General features: G+C 53.7%; 9 protein-coding genes and 1 CRISPR repeat array. Of the genes, 2 read left to right on the forward strand and 7 right to left on the reverse strand.

Annotated elements, in window-relative coordinates; all coding sequences use genetic code 11:
* Window positions 1-21 precede the first annotated feature (21 nt).
* The gene (locus HNQ64_RS11670; protein WP_184208704.1) at window positions 22-1,134 is read right to left on the reverse strand and encodes a zinc-binding dehydrogenase; all 1,113 of its coding nucleotides are present in this window, start codon (window positions 1,132-1,134) and stop codon (window positions 22-24) included.
* A 54-nt stretch (window positions 1,135-1,188) separates the two neighbouring features.
* Between HNQ64_RS11670 and HNQ64_RS11675 the strand changes: the two genes are divergently transcribed.
* Entirely contained in the window at window positions 1,189-2,085 is an 897-nt protein-coding gene (locus HNQ64_RS11675) for an alpha/beta hydrolase (protein WP_221305427.1), read from the forward strand.
* Window positions 2,086-2,099: 14 nt separating this feature from the next.
* On the opposite strand, the gene HNQ64_RS11680 is transcribed toward HNQ64_RS11675, so the two are convergent.
* The 3 genes from HNQ64_RS11680 to HNQ64_RS11690 form a co-directional block, all read right to left on the reverse strand.
* On the reverse strand, window positions 2,100-3,221 hold the full coding sequence (locus HNQ64_RS11680; RefSeq protein ID WP_184208706.1) for a DEAD/DEAH box helicase: 1,122 nt from the start codon (window positions 3,219-3,221) through the stop codon (window positions 2,100-2,102).
* Between the two features lie 65 nt (window positions 3,222-3,286).
* Window positions 3,287-3,796, reverse strand: a complete 510-nt coding sequence (locus tag HNQ64_RS11685) for an SRPBCC family protein (RefSeq protein WP_184208708.1) — start codon at window positions 3,794-3,796, stop codon at window positions 3,287-3,289.
* Window positions 3,797-3,820: 24 nt separating this feature from the next.
* Entirely contained in the window at window positions 3,821-4,207 is a 387-nt protein-coding gene (locus HNQ64_RS11690; RefSeq protein ID WP_343075891.1) for an ArsR/SmtB family transcription factor, read from the reverse strand.
* A gap of 61 nt (window positions 4,208-4,268) precedes the next feature.
* Here HNQ64_RS11690 and yghX point away from each other — a divergent pair, with 61 nt between their 5' ends.
* Complete coding sequence (gene yghX, locus HNQ64_RS11695; protein WP_184208712.1) at window positions 4,269-5,165, forward strand: YghX family hydrolase; 897 nt, start codon at window positions 4,269-4,271, stop codon at window positions 5,163-5,165.
* Window positions 5,166-5,187: 22 nt separating this feature from the next.
* On the opposite strand, the gene HNQ64_RS11700 is transcribed toward yghX, so the two are convergent.
* From HNQ64_RS11700 to cas1, 3 genes are all read right to left on the reverse strand, one after another.
* Complete coding sequence (locus HNQ64_RS11700; RefSeq protein WP_221305428.1) at window positions 5,188-5,877, reverse strand: 3-keto-disaccharide hydrolase; 690 nt, start codon at window positions 5,875-5,877, stop codon at window positions 5,188-5,190.
* A gap of 167 nt (window positions 5,878-6,044) precedes the next feature.
* Window positions 6,045-12,182: a CRISPR direct-repeat array (repeat unit 36 nt; unit sequence GCTTCAACGGAGCCACGATTTTTATGTCGTGGAGAG).
* 205 nt (window positions 12,183-12,387) lie between these two features.
* Complete coding sequence (gene cas2 / locus HNQ64_RS11705; protein WP_184208715.1) at window positions 12,388-12,705, reverse strand: CRISPR-associated endonuclease Cas2; 318 nt, start codon at window positions 12,703-12,705, stop codon at window positions 12,388-12,390.
* Between the two features lie 6 nt (window positions 12,706-12,711).
* A complete protein-coding gene (cas1, locus tag HNQ64_RS11710) occupies window positions 12,712-14,931 on the reverse strand; it encodes a CRISPR-associated endonuclease Cas1 (RefSeq protein ID WP_221305429.1) in 2,220 nt (739 codons plus the stop codon).
* Window positions 14,932-15,325: the final 394 nt, after the last annotated feature.

Genomic DNA, 15,325 nt, shown 5'->3' on the forward strand with positions numbered 1-15,325 from the left:
CAAGACGGAGTCCCGGTAGGATTACTCCCAGAGAATCAGACTACGGGCTACTTCTCCACGTTCGAGGGATTCATAAGCTTCATTGATCTGTTCGAGCGGATAGGTACGTGTTAGCAACTCATCCAGCAGCAAATGCCCTTGACGATGCATTGCGATCAAATGGATGAGATCAATCCGGGGTCTTGCGCTGCCATAGAGAGTACCCTTGAGGGTCTTTTCTGCGTAAACGAGTTGGTTCACATTGATCGCCGCTCGTGCATCGGCCCGGCAGATCCCTGAGACCACACAGGTTCCTCCTTTGCGCACGCTGTCGTAAGCCTGCTCGATTGGTTGAGGCAGACCCACGGCCTCAAAGGCATAATCCACACCGCGTCCTTTCGTCAGATCCCTTACCGCCTGGACAGGATCGCCCTGGCTGGCATCTACAAAGTGGGTGGCACCCATCTGCCGTGCCCAGGTTTCTTTATTCGCTTTTGTATCCACCGCAATGATCTGACTGGCGCTAACCAACTTTGCTCCTTGAATAATGTTCAGCCCGATGCCCCCGCACCCATAGACGGCGACGGTGGTCCCGGGCATCACCCTGGCAGCATAAGTCACGGCTCCCACCCCAGTGATCACCCCGCAGCCGATAAGGGCGGCTTTCCATAAAGGGAAATCTGCATCGATCTTCACCACCGCAGCCTCTGGCATCGTGGATAAACTGCTAAACGTGGAGACCCCGGCATAGTGGCGGATACTGTCCCCTAGACCGTTCCTGAAACGCGTCTGTCCATCAGGCATGGTGCCTGTGAATCGCATGGCGGTACCCATATCACACAGGGCGGGTCTGCCATTCAGACAGTATTCACAGCGGCCACAAGATGCACGCCAGATGGGGATGACGTGATCTCCCGGCTGCACGCTTGTGACACCGGCCCCTACTTCTTCGACAATACCTGCCCCCTCATGACCGAGGATGATCGGGCAGGTCATCGGTAAATCACCTTTGATCACATGCAGGTCGCTGTGGCAGACCCCGGCGGCCTTCATTCTCACGGTGACTTCTCCCGCCTGTGGCGGCAGCACAGTGACCTCTTCGATCACCATCGGTTTTCCTGATTCGTAAAGAACGGCAGCGAGAGCGGTGCGCATGGTATTTCCATGACGATACGACCATTCCTCCTAAAAATTCCAGCCTGAAGTCCCATGAAAGCAAATCTTCCAGCCAACGTTCCAAAACACATGCGCCTGCCACTCTTTGTTTCGCTGTGGATCTCCCTGTCTGCCTGTCTCACAGCAGCGGAGCCCATCACTCATATCTATAAAGAGGTGGAAGGGCGAAAGCTGAAGCTGACCGCCGTCAATCCCCCCGATTGGAAAGCGGTAGATAAACGCCCGGCCATGGTCTTTTTCCATGGTGGTGGTTGGGTCGGAGGCGGCCCCACGCAGTTCAGCCAGCACAGTGATTATCTCGCCACTCGCGGTCTGGTGTGTATCCAGGTCGAGTACCGTTTACTCAAAGGCACAGCACAGGACACACCTCCTCTAGTCTGCGTGCAAGATGCTAAATCTGCGATGCGCTGGGTGCGAGCTCATGCGACTGAACTGGGCATTGACCCTCAGCGTATCGGCGCGGGTGGAGGCTCCGCAGGCGGGCATCTTGCCGCTTTTGTCGGCATGGTGGAAGGCCTGGACGATCCCCAAGATGACCTTTCCATTTCACCCAAGGCAAATGCGTTGGTTCTTTTCAATCCAGTCTTTGATAATGGTCCAGACCAAGGCTGGGGAACGGCACGTGTCAGAGATCGTTACAAGGAGTTTTCACCAGCGCACAACATTACCTCGGATGATCCTCCCGCCATTGTCTTTCTCGGCACACAGGATAAGCTAATCCCAGTCACCGTGGTGGAGCGGTTTAAAACCAACCTGCAAAAAGCTGGAGTGAAATGTGAAGCCCGGTTCTATGAAGGGCAGGGGCACGGCTTCTTCAATGCGGGGAAGGGTAACAACAAGTATTACCACGAAACCCTGCTGGCCACAGATCGCTTCCTGGTCTCCTTGGGATGGATCAAAGGAGAGCCCACTTTAGTCTTACCTCAGTAAATTTGATTCCAGGATTACACCCTAAGCTCGCGAAAGGTGACCTGCAGAGCTTTTTCTAGCTGGGGCAATTTCCATTTTTCCTTCGGGTGGATCAGGCATAGGGAAGTACCTTTTTTGCCTGCTCGGGCCGTTCGGCCACTGCGGTGGGTGTAGTATTCGAGTTGGTCGGGCAACTGATGGTGGATGACAAAAGCAAGGTCGGCCACGTCAATGCCACGAGCTGCCACATCGGTAGCCACCACAAACTGGACACGTTCTTTTTTGAAGGCTCGCATGACCTTGTCGCGCTCTTTTTGCATGAGGTCGCCTTGCAGCACATCCACGGGAAGGCCCAGGGCTATGAGTTCACGACAGAGAGTATTGGCATCAGCTTTGGTCCTGCAAAAGATCAAACCTCGTCCCTCCTTTTGGCGTTTGAGGAAGTCACTGATGAACTCAGTTTTTTCCTCTGGCTTAAGGATGACAAACCGATGATCAATATCCCGGTTCACCACGTGCCCTTGATCAATCTGGATGGTGTGCGGATGCGGCGCCATGCAGCCCTTAATCAGGGTATTGATCGCTTCTGGAAAAGTGGCGGAAAATAGCCAGGTGCTTTGCCTCTGAAGTGTGAGTTTCAGGATCTCCTGCAGCGCTTTCTTGAAGCCCATGCTTAGCATTTCATCGGCCTCGTCTAAGACCACATGCTTGACCGTTTCGAGCGAGAGTGATCGACGTTCGATCAGGTCCATGATGCGGCCTGGTGTACCGACTACAATGTGTGTGGGGCGGCGCAGAGCCTCTTCCTGGCGGTCCATATGGTCCCCCCCCGTGATCACTTCCACGAAAATTTTCGTCTCCACATGCTTCGTGAATCGGAAAAGCTGTTTGCCGATTTGTTTGGCCAACTCCCGTGTAGGAGCGACGACCAATCCCTGGATATGCCTCACTTTCGGGTCCACCTTCATCAGCAAAGGCAGTCCAAAGGCCGCCGTCTTCCCCGTTCCCGTTTGGGCCTGGGCCACGAGGTCGCTGCCATCTTTAAGCAGAAAGGAAATAGCTTTTTGCTGCACTTGGGTGGGCGTGAGGATACCCAGCTCCTCCAGCCCACGAATCAAGTCCTCACGGATGCCTAGCTCTCTAAATGTTTGCGACATATCCTTGCCTTCCATCAAGATGAGCCAGAATGCCAGCGGAATGCGATGTGGAGGTAATTCGGCTGTTAAGCGTGTGGATGGCTAACAAGGTCCTCCGCCAAGCGATCAAGCATGGATAACCAGCTAGGATAGGCCCCCGTGCGACGAGCGAGAGATTCCTTCACGTTCTGGTGGAGTGTCAGCCGGGTCGTGTTGTCGACGTTCGAAGTCAAAGTGATCGTGACGGTAGTTTCCGCAGGCCACTCAGGGTCATGACCTGCAAGGATAGGTAAAACCAAATTTCCCTGAGCATCGGCAATCGCCATTGTGTAAACAAGACGCTCATGCGGCACGATCTCCAAATAAGTGCCAAGACACCAGCAATCACCAAAGCTGGGATTACGGATGCGAGAGTGAAAACCCCCGCCAACCCTAAAATCAAACTTCGCAAAGTGAATTTCACATCCCTCTGGCGCATGCCAACGAGTGAGATGATCGCGATTGGTCCAGGCTTCCCAAACAAGTTCACGAGGTGCTTGGAAATGACGTGAAATGAAGATTTCACCCTGGGTAGGGTTGGATTGTGGTGCGTTCATTGAAGTAAAAAGTCCATTGAGTGATTAGGTTGGGGGCGTCTGAAGTTGGATGAGGAAGTCGTCTAAACGATCAAAGCTAACCTCCCAATGGCGGCGGTAGCTTTCCATCCAAGCCTGGGCTTCTTGTAGCGGACCCGCTTTCAGACTGATGGAATGAATTCGACCCTGACGATGGCGACAAATGAGCCCTGCATCCTCAAGCACACGAAGATGTTTGGACACTGCTGGCAGTGACATAGCATAAGGTTTGGCCAGATCCGTCACGCAGCATTCACCCCGGGAGAGGTGGTCTAGAATGTTGCGGCGCGTCGGATCGGCGAGCGCCGAAAAGGTAAGATTTAAAGCTCCAGTCTTACATTTAACCATTTGGTTAAATAAATCATAACAATAAAAAGACAAGTTTATATCCATTCTTTTTTACCAGCCCAATTTAGCCTTCTCAATCGCTGAACGAATCCTTACGCTGCTGCACATGAACCGCCAGACTGCCGCAGACTTTGATCAAGATCTCCTCAATCTTTATGATGATTACGCCCACGGTCGCTTAGACCGCCGTAGCTTTCTTGACCACGCCTCTCGTTTTGCCATCGGCGGAATCACAGCCGCGATGCTACTGGAGATGTTAAGCCCTAATTACGCGCTGGCCGAGCAGGTATCCAAAGATGACCCCAGAATCCAAACCAGCTATGTCGAATATGACTCACCCTTGGGTGCTGGCAGGATGCAAGGCTTGTGGGTAAAGCCAGTAAAAAGCAAAGCTAAACTCCCTGGAGTGCTGGTTATTCATGAAAACCGTGGACTCAATCCTTACATTGAGGATGTCGCTCGTCGTGTGGCCGTCGCCGGTTACGTCGCCTTTGCGCCAGATGCCCTGTTTCCTCTAGGCGGTTATCCCGGCAGCGATGACAAAGGCCGTGAAATGCAGGCACAACGAGATCCTGCCCAGATGACAGAAGACTTTATTGCTGCAGCCAAATGGCTAGCCAATCATCCTGACTGCAATGGCAAGATCGGAGTCGTTGGCTTTTGCTACGGTGGGGGTATGGCAAACACACTTGCCGTTAGGCTGCCTGAAGTGATCCGTGCTGCCGTACCCTTCTATGGCCGCCAACCTGCGGCTGAAGACGTGCCAAAAATCAAAGCCGCCCTACTGATCCACAACGCTGAAAAAGATCAAAAAGTCAATGAAGGCTGGCCAGCTTACGAAGTAGCGCTCCAAAAGTCGGGCGTTCATTACACCGCCCATTTATATCCGGGGGCCAATCACGGCTTCCACAATGACACAACTCCTCGTTATGATGAAAGCGCCGCCAAACTGGCTTGGGAGCGAACTCTTGCGTTTTTTAAAGAAACCCTCAAGGCCGAATGATGCGCCATCCGGCCCATGTTTCTCATTTCTTCTCAGCGAGGATTTTGGAAGCCTCCGCTGGGGTGATCTGGCGGAGAAAAATATTTCTCCAGCGTATCTCCCCGCCATGAGTTTGTAGCATGATGGGGCCACTGGCAGGAAACGGCAGCGTCTTATCCCAAAAGTTTTCCATCTTAGCCCGATCCACCACCAGCTTATCATTTAACCATACCCAGGTAAGATCGCCAATCTGGCGTATGCGAAAGCTATTCCACTCACCAAACGGTTTATCCGCAAGAACCAGAGGATCTCGACCTGGAGTTTTGGGCGTATTGTTAAAAAGGCCTCCTGAGCCGAGTCTGGGATGACGATCCGGCTTCTTCACATCATCAGGTTGATGGATATCCCAAATCTGGATTTGAGGGTTCCCTCGCAGGTAGATACCGCTATCCGCCTTAGCTACAGTTTTGTATTCGATGAGCAATTCCACATCACCAAAAGAAGCATCGGTCGTGGCATAAGGCCCCGTGCCAATGTTCACTAGCTCGCCATTCTCCACACGCCAATGCTGCGCAAATTCAGCACGCATTTTTTGAAGAGCAGTCTCCTTTTTCTCCCCTGTAAGTTTAGTCACAACATGGGGATTAAGCCCATGCCAGCCCTCAAGATCGCGACCATTGAAGATCGCCTGAAAACCAGGCGGAGGAGTCGGTTCTGCAGCAAGCGCGGCCATGGAGATGGAAAAAACAATCAATAGCAAAGATGTGCAAAACAACATTTTCATTACACCAGAATAAACGCAACTTTGCCAGCTTCCATGCATGCAACAGTCGCTGAGACACCGCTTTTTATGTCGTGGAAAGGAATAGCAACTGGGGCATGTACCCAGACCCACGTCACGCTTCAACGGAGCCACGATTTTTATGTCGTGGAGAGTCACTCCATAGAAGTGATCTAAAACTTTTCTCGCTAGCTTCAACGGAGCCACGATTTTTATGTCGTGGAGAGCACCCACATCCACGGCAGTTACACGATCCCCCACGACAGCTTCAACGGAGCCACGATTTTTATGTCGTGGAGAGCTACCCCGAAACTATCCCCTCAGCCTACGCTGAAAACGCTTCAACGGAGCCACGATTTTTATGTCGTGGAGAGCCTCGATGCCGTTGACCGCGTTGTTCGCGTTCGGGTTGCTTCAACGGAGCCACGATTTTTATGTCGTGGAGAGGTGAGGTAGTGCAGGGTGCGCTTCCCCTCCTGGTCGAGCTTCAACGGAGCCACGATTTTTATGTCGTGGAGAGGCGCGGTGTCGTCTCCTGCAAGTTCTGCGGGTGGCTGGCGGCTTCAACGGAGCCACGATTTTTATGTCGTGGAGAGCTGCACAAGCCGGAAGTAGCGCAGCCATTGCAAACTCATGCTTCAACGGAGCCACGATTTTTATGTCGTGGAGAGCCGAACTCCGCGCCGCTCAGCGCAAGCTGGACGAGGCGCTTCAACGGAGCCACGATTTTTATGTCGTGGAGAGGCGGTGCAGTTTTGGCCAAATGCGCAAGCAGGTGTAGGGCTTCAACGGAGCCACGATTTTTATGTCGTGGAGAGGGGAAGCTGATTGATAATCGAGTGAAGCCATGAAAACAGCTTCAACGGAGCCACGATTTTTATGTCGTGGAGAGCACTGGCACAGCATTGGATATTGAGGCTGACACTTGGGCTGCTTCAACGGAGCCACGATTTTTATGTCGTGGAGAGATTGCTCCGCGCTCGCCGGTGGTGCCGTGGTTGGAGCTTCAACGGAGCCACGATTTTTATGTCGTGGAGAGTGGATGTGAGTGACAACACCTGGAAGCTCACGGATGCGCTTCAACGGAGCCACGATTTTTATGTCGTGGAGAGTGCCCCTGGTTCTGAATTTGAAGGATCTCGTGTTCGAGCTTCAACGGAGCCACGATTTTTATGTCGTGGAGAGACAAAGATCGAACGCCGCCAGAGCTTCCCGAAGGGGCAGCTTCAACGGAGCCACGATTTTTATGTCGTGGAGAGCCGCCGTCAATGTCCATGTCAGCAAGGCCGATCCACTCGCTTCAACGGAGCCACGATTTTTATGTCGTGGAGAGTAGGTTGCGGGAGTTGGAGAACAAAACATTACAATTTAGCTTCAACGGAGCCACGATTTTTATGTCGTGGAGAGCTGGTGCAGGAAGTTCCCCTGGCTGCGGAACTCCGTGCTTCAACGGAGCCACGATTTTTATGTCGTGGAGAGAGCGGGTGGAGGCTGCGCTGGCCGCTCTGCCGGCATTAGCTTCAACGGAGCCACGATTTTTATGTCGTGGAGAGCCCAGATTACCCGAACATGTATGCGGTGGACGTCCAGCTTCAACGGAGCCACGATTTTTATGTCGTGGAGAGTTTCCAGACCATTGCTTTATCTGTCTTCACTTCCTCTCGCTTCAACGGAGCCACGATTTTTATGTCGTGGAGAGCCTTTGCGCAGCGGATGGACGCCGCAAGGGTTTCTTCGCTTCAACGGAGCCACGATTTTTATGTCGTGGAGAGTTGATGATGCTGTATTTGCGAGCCACATCCAGGTTATCGCTTCAACGGAGCCACGATTTTTATGTCGTGGAGAGTTCCTCAGAAGCTGACCGAATTAGATCCGCCCTCGCTGCTTCAACGGAGCCACGATTTTTATGTCGTGGAGAGATCGGCGGCCTCTTCAATCTCGTAGGCACTACGACTCGGCTTCAACGGAGCCACGATTTTTATGTCGTGGAGAGAGGGTGGCTACTCGCAGGTTTACCCAGCCACACGTCCGCTTCAACGGAGCCACGATTTTTATGTCGTGGAGAGTAGCGAAACCGAGGGCCTGACGTTTCGCAATCCGTCGCTTCAACGGAGCCACGATTTTTATGTCGTGGAGAGAACCACATCGTGGTAGATGCCAGCAATGCATGTGCCCAGCTTCAACGGAGCCACGATTTTTATGTCGTGGAGAGCTAACGGGCTCAAGATGCGAATCACCCTCAGCGACTCCGCTTCAACGGAGCCACGATTTTTATGTCGTGGAGAGCTTGCCAAACTCAACCCGCAGAAAGTATGAGCAAAATGCTTCAACGGAGCCACGATTTTTATGTCGTGGAGAGCCCTTATGCCAACCAAACCCAAGCGACAACATATCAGGCTTCAACGGAGCCACGATTTTTATGTCGTGGAGAGATCCCAGTCTTTAGCTGGTCGAGAAAGTTTTAGAATAGCTTCAACGGAGCCACGATTTTTATGTCGTGGAGAGAAGCCCGAGGCCGCAGGCACCGGCACCGCCTCCCGGGTGGCTTCAACGGAGCCACGATTTTTATGTCGTGGAGAGCTTCCAGAAGATATCCGCTCTCGTTTCACCTTTGACCAGCTTCAACGGAGCCACGATTTTTATGTCGTGGAGAGTCATTTATATGACGAATAGTAAACACGCCATGACACACGCTTCAACGGAGCCACGATTTTTATGTCGTGGAGAGTTGCTGAGGATGTGCTGACGGAATCTTACCACCACACGCTTCAACGGAGCCACGATTTTTATGTCGTGGAGAGCGCTGCCGTAGGGGGTGGTGATGGACGTCACCGGCGAGAGCTTCAACGGAGCCACGATTTTTATGTCGTGGAGAGCCACCGAAAACAAAGTTGTCCTCCACATCCAGATCAGCTTCAACGGAGCCACGATTTTTATGTCGTGGAGAGGTAGGGCTTCCGCGTTGTTCATCGCTCCAATCATCACGCTTCAACGGAGCCACGATTTTTATGTCGTGGAGAGGAAGCGGTCGAAGACGGGACGGCGGGTGAAGGTGCTGCTTCAACGGAGCCACGATTTTTATGTCGTGGAGAGGTGCTGGACGTGGCCACGTCGGGAATCCTGGTGGTCAAGCTTCAACGGAGCCACGATTTTTATGTCGTGGAGAGCTGCGACCTCGAAGTCCTCCATTCCCGACCATGAACGGCTTCAACGGAGCCACGATTTTTATGTCGTGGAGAGATCACCTTGCCATTTTTGATAACGGTCAGGTGCGATGCTTCAACGGAGCCACGATTTTTATGTCGTGGAGAGGACACCCACGCTAAACCCGCTACAACTCGCGAGTATGTAGCTTCAACGGAGCCACGATTTTTATGTCGTGGAGAGTCCTGGATAGGGCCAGACGTAAGCCCAAACATCGCCTTTGCTTCAACGGAGCCACGATTTTTATGTCGTGGAGAGTGTGCATGGATTCCAGCCATTTATCCTTGGAAAGAGCTTCAACGGAGCCACGATTTTTATGTCGTGGAGAGGGCATTCCATAGTGGTACGAATTTTCCCGCCACGCAGGCTTCAACGGAGCCACGATTTTTATGTCGTGGAGAGCACATGGCAAGCCGTCCCAAAGAAAAACGACCGCCTTGCTTCAACGGAGCCACGATTTTTATGTCGTGGAGAGGGGTGTCGCGGATGACTTCGCCGTCTTCGGAGATGATGCTTCAACGGAGCCACGATTTTTATGTCGTGGAGAGACCGAACTCCGCGCCACTCAGCGCAAGCTGGACGAGGCGCTTCAACGGAGCCACGATTTTTATGTCGTGGAGAGACAAGGTTGTCACCGACTGTCTGCTCGTAGGGAAAGCTTCAACGGAGCCACGATTTTTATGTCGTGGAGAGCTGCTATGGCTTGCCCTCAGCGGTGGCCTAGTCACCATGCTTCAACGGAGCCACGATTTTTATGTCGTGGAGAGATCCGTGCAAGACTGCAACCTCAGCGCCAACCCCGCCGCTTCAACGGAGCCACGATTTTTATGTCGTGGAGAGCTGATGGAACGCAGGTTGCAGAGACGCAGCGTTATCTGCTTCAACGGAGCCACGATTTTTATGTCGTGGAGAGTTGCGCAGGGAGTTTGAGGAGGCGGCAAAAATTTTTGGGCTTCAACGGAGCCACGATTTTTATGTCGTGGAGAGGCCGCCTGGAATGCTCATCCATCGTCGGGGAGCATGGCCGCTTCAACGGAGCCACGATTTTTATGTCGTGGAGAGAAGGGGAGCGAACGAAAGTTCTAACGGTTTTATAGCCTGCTTCAACGGAGCCACGATTTTTATGTCGTGGAGAGGGCTTTCTGTAAGAGATGCTTTCGATAACTATCTTAAATGGCTTCAACGGAGCCACGATTTTTATGTCGTGGAGAGAAAAGCCCGTGGGCTTTACCACGGGCTTTTGAATGGCTTCAACGGAGCCACGATTTTTATGTCGTGGAGAGCTGTGGGATGCTGACCCCAGGTCGAACGGAGCACGGGCCGCTTCAACGGAGCCACGATTTTTATGTCGTGGAGAGGGGCCGTAGTATTGCGGCCTCAACCACACGGGAACGAAGCTTCAACGGAGCCACGATTTTTATGTCGTGGAGAGGCCCAGGCCAAACTGGTGCAGGCCTTCATGTCGTGAGCAGCTTCAACGGAGCCACGATTTTTATGTCGTGGAGAGAACGGGGCCAATCTGTTCATCGGCTGCAACGCGGGGTTGCTTCAACGGAGCCACGATTTTTATGTCGTGGAGAGTTTCACACGCGTTGGTGGCCGGGCCGATCAGCACAGCTTCAACGGAGCCACGATTTTTATGTCGTGGAGAGGGGCATAAAAAAGGAAGGTTTCGGATTCGCAGAGGTGCTTCAACGGAGCCACGATTTTTATGTCGTGGAGAGATTTTGATCGTCTTTTAAGTATCTCCACCGTTTTTTTAAGCTTCAACGGAGCCACGATTTTTATGTCGTGGAGAGGCGGCAAGAGGGTTTCTAGGGTGTGGGTCATGGCTTTTGCTTCAACGGAGCCACGATTTTTATGTCGTGGAGAGCCCACAATGGGAGATCGAGGGGCATGGACTGCCAGGCGCTTCAACGGAGCCACGATTTTTATGTCGTGGAGAGTTTGCAATACCAAAATACCCCCCATAGCTACCCCATGTAGCTTCAACGGAGCCACGATTTTTATGTCGTGGAGAGCCGCAGTTCGTGATTCTTCTTCACCCGGTCCGGAATGGCTTCAACGGAGCCACGATTTTTATGTCGTGGAGAGTTTTGGAAAAACGCTACAAGGTTTACGTGCTTCGTGCCGCTTCAACGGAGCCACGATTTTTATGTCGTGGAGAGGGGGTGCCGGGAAAGTTGATGGACGGTTGAATGGCTCCGCTTCAACGGAGCCACGATTTTTATGTCGTGGAGAGTTCCCACCGATCATGAAACTGGGCGACTTCTCCGCATGGCTTCAACGGAGCCACGATTTTTATGTCGTGGAGAGTCTTTGAAGACCTGCCCGACCAGCAGCTCGCACGGCAGCTTCAACGGAGCCACGATTTTTATGTCGTGGAGAGCCTGCCGCATCAGGAGCGTCAATGGTGACCACGCGCTGCTTCAACGGAGCCACGATTTTTATGTCGTGGAGAGTAAAAAGCCTGATAACTTGCCTGATGGCGTGGAGTGGCTTCAACGGAGCCACGATTTTTATGTCGTGGAGAGTCTCCAACGACGTGAAGAACCAACTCCGCTCCGCAGGGCTTCAACGGAGCCACGATTTTTATGTCGTGGAGAGATGGCCTTTGTGTAAATGTGCCTGAAACTTCAAGGGTTGCTTCAACGGAGCCACGATTTTTATGTCGTGGAGAGCCGGCAGGCCGCTTTGGATGCTGCGCACGGAGCCTTGCTTCAACGGAGCCACGATTTTTATGTCGTGGAGAGCTCGCTCTCGCTGTTCCCGCACCACTCCGCCACCTGACCGCTTCAACGGAGCCACGATTTTTATGTCGTGGAGAGGCAGAGATTCAAAGATGTATTTCCCATCATCAAAAGAGGCTTCAACGGAGCCACGATTTTTATGTCGTGGAGAGTAGTAGCCGGTGGCGCTGAAGTTGCCTTGCTCCGTGATTCCGCTTCAACGGAGCCACGATTTTTATGTCGTGGAGAGCCCAGGAACTCATCCCACTCCGAGCTCTCCATGAACTCGCTTCAACGGAGCCACGATTTTTATGTCGTGGAGAGAGTCGCTTTATAAACCTCGTATGCATGGGCTATCCAGAGGTATTTTGCGAGTGGTGCGGAAATTGCCAGCATTAGATAGGATCGCTCTTCAGTTTGAGCGTATTAAACTGCTGATAATGAACACGCGAGTGGCTGCGGAGGGTGCGAGCGGGACTTGACCGCTCGAAGAAGTTTAAAATGTCAAAGAACAAAGTACGTGGGTGTTCTACACCACGTAGCAAGGCGCATCAAATCTGGAATAGGGAAGCCCCAGCGCTGAAATGACGCGATCTCCGCGCCCTTCGGAGGGACCTAGTGAAACGAAGAGCACTTGGTCTTCATCATGTTTGATGACTTCTTTTAGCGTGCGCTGCAATTGAACGAGCTCGCGGGGATTCAAGTCGCATTCGAAAACGGAAAACTGCAGGTGAGTTCCGTGATCTTTGCATATTTTGAAAACTTTTCTCAGACGTCGGTCATTGGAAATGTCATAACACACAAGATAGGTATGTCTTGAGCTGGGGCTGTTATTACGGGCAGACATGGGAATTTACCGGGTGACCATGGGGATGTAGTCGGGGATTTCTCCGGTTAGCCAGCGTGCTAGGAGACGGGCTTGGAGTTCTAAGACGCGGCGATAGCTGACTTTGTAGTCGAAAATGGGGTGCGTGATGAGGGTGTTCATTCGCTGTTCATAGGCCTGGAAGAAGGCTTTGCGGCCGATGGGCGTGAGGTTGACGGCATCCCCGGCGCGGACGAAGTGACCTGGGGTGATCATTCGATTATTAATGGCGGTGAGGACGGCGCTTTCGGCGATGAGGGGACGGAATTCTTCCATCAGGTCGAGGGCGAGGGCGGGGCGACCGTGGCGGGGTTGGTGATAAAAGCCAATGTAGGGATCGAAGCCGACGGCGAGGGAGGCGATGGTACAGTCTTTGGCGAGGAGGCTGTAGGCGAGTGATAAGAGGGCGTTGACGGGATCGGTAGGGGGACGGCGGCGACGTTGGTTGAAGTCGAAAGTGAATGTTTCTTTTTCGGTTCTTAGCTTTTTCTGTAATGCGGTGCTGATGTCTAAGCCGGGGATGTCATCGTCGGGGTCGTTTTGGCCGATTTTGATCATTCCGGATAGATTTTGGAAGTAGAGGGCGGCGGCGGCGCCTTCCATGCCGAGGAGTTCATCGAGACCTCGGGCGTCGGGGACGCGGCCAGCGATTTCTTTCATGCCCCGGATGGCGGTGCTAGGGGGATCAATGTGCAGCCGCATGAGCATGGTGCGGTGGTTGCGGATTTTGGCCTGGACGATTTTGCGGGCGAGGGCGAGGCACTGGACGGGGTTGCTGGCGATGGCGAACTGGCGGATGCGGGTGTGGACGTTTTTGAGGCCGTAGAACCAGCCGCCCATGCTGAAGTAGGCGATGGGGATTTCTTGTTCGCAGAGTTCTTGGATGGCTTGGGTGGTGAGCTGGATGTTGCCGAAAAGGGAGACGTGGGTGACGTCGCTAAGGCGGATTTCGTCGAGGGTAGTGTCTCCGTCTTTGATGGTGAGGCGTTCGGATTTGATGCCGACGCGGCAGCCTTGGGTGTTGAGGTAAAGGGCGCGTTCGTCATCGCGTGCGGCGATGAGGCGACGTGGGGGCAGGGGAATGCGTGTGGGCGAGGGTGGGTTTTCGGGAAGGCGAGCGTTGGTGGCGAGAAGGCGTGTTTCGTCGGGTAGGCAGACGGGAGCGAGTGAGCAACGGACGCACTTGGGGCTGTTGATGAGGGGTGGCGGCATCGTGGGGGATGCGGCGGTGCGGCGGGCTTCGGCGATGTTTTGGATGATCCAGGTTTCGACCTCGGGGGTCATCTGGAGTTTGACTCGCTGTTTGGTGGCGCGGTAATAGATGACGCCTTCGTTGCAGTGGTAGCCGTTGTCGCGGAGGACGAGGATTTGGAGGCCGAGTTGCATTTTGTCGGCGTCCCAGAGTTCGTTGGCTTCGGGGCCGATGCGGGGGGAGCCGACTTTGTAGTCAACGGGGGTGACTTGTTGGACTTTGTGTTGGTGGAGTTTTACATGGAGGAGTTGGGGCTGTGGAACGGCGGTGTCCGTGATGTCGGGCGATGTTGAGTCTGTGGGTGGGGCTGCGAAGAGGTCTGGCTGGTCGGTATTGGGGAGGGCTTTTTTGGTTGTCTTTTTGGTTAGGTTAGCGGTGGATTGGGGCTGCCAGTTGTGGGTGGATTGGGGGATGAGGGCCATTTGGACTTCGATGAGGTCCATTTTGGCGACGACTCCGAGGCGTTCGGAGCTCATCATGGCGGAGCGGGAGTGGATGGTCTCGGTCTCGGGTGGGGCCGCGGATTCGGGCGGGGTGGGGGTGTTGTCGGCTGAGGGCGTTGGATTTGGGGCCGCATCTGGGTTTTGGGCTTTGGGGAGGGCCCCGCGTCCTCGGTCTATTTTTTGATGGATGGCGGAGCCACGTTCGGTGTCGGCATTGTCGAGGAAGATGCCTTCGACGTGCTCGTAGTAAAAGAGGCGGGGGCAGTAGATGTATTCGTTGAGCTGCCTGGCGGGTAGGGAATCATTTGCGGCGCTTTTGGTTAGGTGGGGCTCGCGGGTGCTCAAGACCGCGGTGGGGGCGTTGTGCGGATGGCTGGCGCGTTGGAAGCCGAAGAGGTCGAGTTCGGGATGATCTTCGGGGATGGGAAGTGGCTCGTAGAGGTATTCTAGATCCCAAAGGGCGGCGGGATGCTGATGAAGGGCGCGTGCGGTCCGGTAGTAGGAGGCATTCATGGGCAAGTCCGAGAATTTATGACTATAGGCCTAACTTAAGGTGTGGGGCAAGCGGCAATGGAGGTGTGTGGACTGGACGAAAGCGGGGAGCCCGGCGCATTGGGACAACGCGCCCTACCCTGGGAGAGTGCAGGCAGGAGTGCCTGCATCACCTGGGGGATGGAGGAGCACGAAAGGTGCGGAGGATACGGAATGGTTTGGGGGCTTGTGAAGAGGGATGCTGCGCATCCTAGATTTAGATGCGGGCAGGAGTGCCCACGCTCCTCTCGGGGTTTGTTGGAAGCGGGGAGATGTTTTTGTTATGAGCGGATTTGGGCGGACTTGAGAGTCCAGCGCGTTGGGACAATGCTCCCTACCGGGGAAGTGCAGGCAGGAGTGCCTGCATCACCTGGGG

Origin of the sequence: Prosthecobacter dejongeii (assembly GCF_014203045.1) — a bacterium.
Lineage (GTDB): Bacteria > Verrucomicrobiota > Verrucomicrobiia > Verrucomicrobiales > Verrucomicrobiaceae > Prosthecobacter > Prosthecobacter dejongeii.

Coding starts and splice junctions, on each gene's coding strand:
- HNQ64_RS11680 (WP_184208706.1), bottom strand. CDS start 3,221: ATGTCGCAAACATTTAGAGAGCTAGGCATCCGTGAGGACTTGATTCGT.
- HNQ64_RS11690 (WP_343075891.1), bottom strand. CDS start 4,207: ATGGATATAAACTTGTCTTTTTATTGTTATGATTTATTTAACCAAATG.
- yghX (WP_184208712.1), top strand. CDS start 4,269: ATGAACCGCCAGACTGCCGCAGACTTTGATCAAGATCTCCTCAATCTT.
- HNQ64_RS11670 (WP_184208704.1), bottom strand. CDS start 1,134: ATGCGCACCGCTCTCGCTGCCGTTCTTTACGAATCAGGAAAACCGATG.
- cas1 (WP_221305429.1), bottom strand. CDS start 14,931: ATGAATGCCTCCTACTACCGGACCGCACGCGCCCTTCATCAGCATCCC.
- cas2 (WP_184208715.1), bottom strand. CDS start 12,705: ATGTCTGCCCGTAATAACAGCCCCAGCTCAAGACATACCTATCTTGTG.
- HNQ64_RS11675 (WP_221305427.1), top strand. CDS start 1,189: ATGAAAGCAAATCTTCCAGCCAACGTTCCAAAACACATGCGCCTGCCA.
- HNQ64_RS11685 (WP_184208708.1), bottom strand. CDS start 3,796: ATGAACGCACCACAATCCAACCCTACCCAGGGTGAAATCTTCATTTCA.
- HNQ64_RS11700 (WP_221305428.1), bottom strand. CDS start 5,877: ATGGCCGCGCTTGCTGCAGAACCGACTCCTCCGCCTGGTTTTCAGGCG.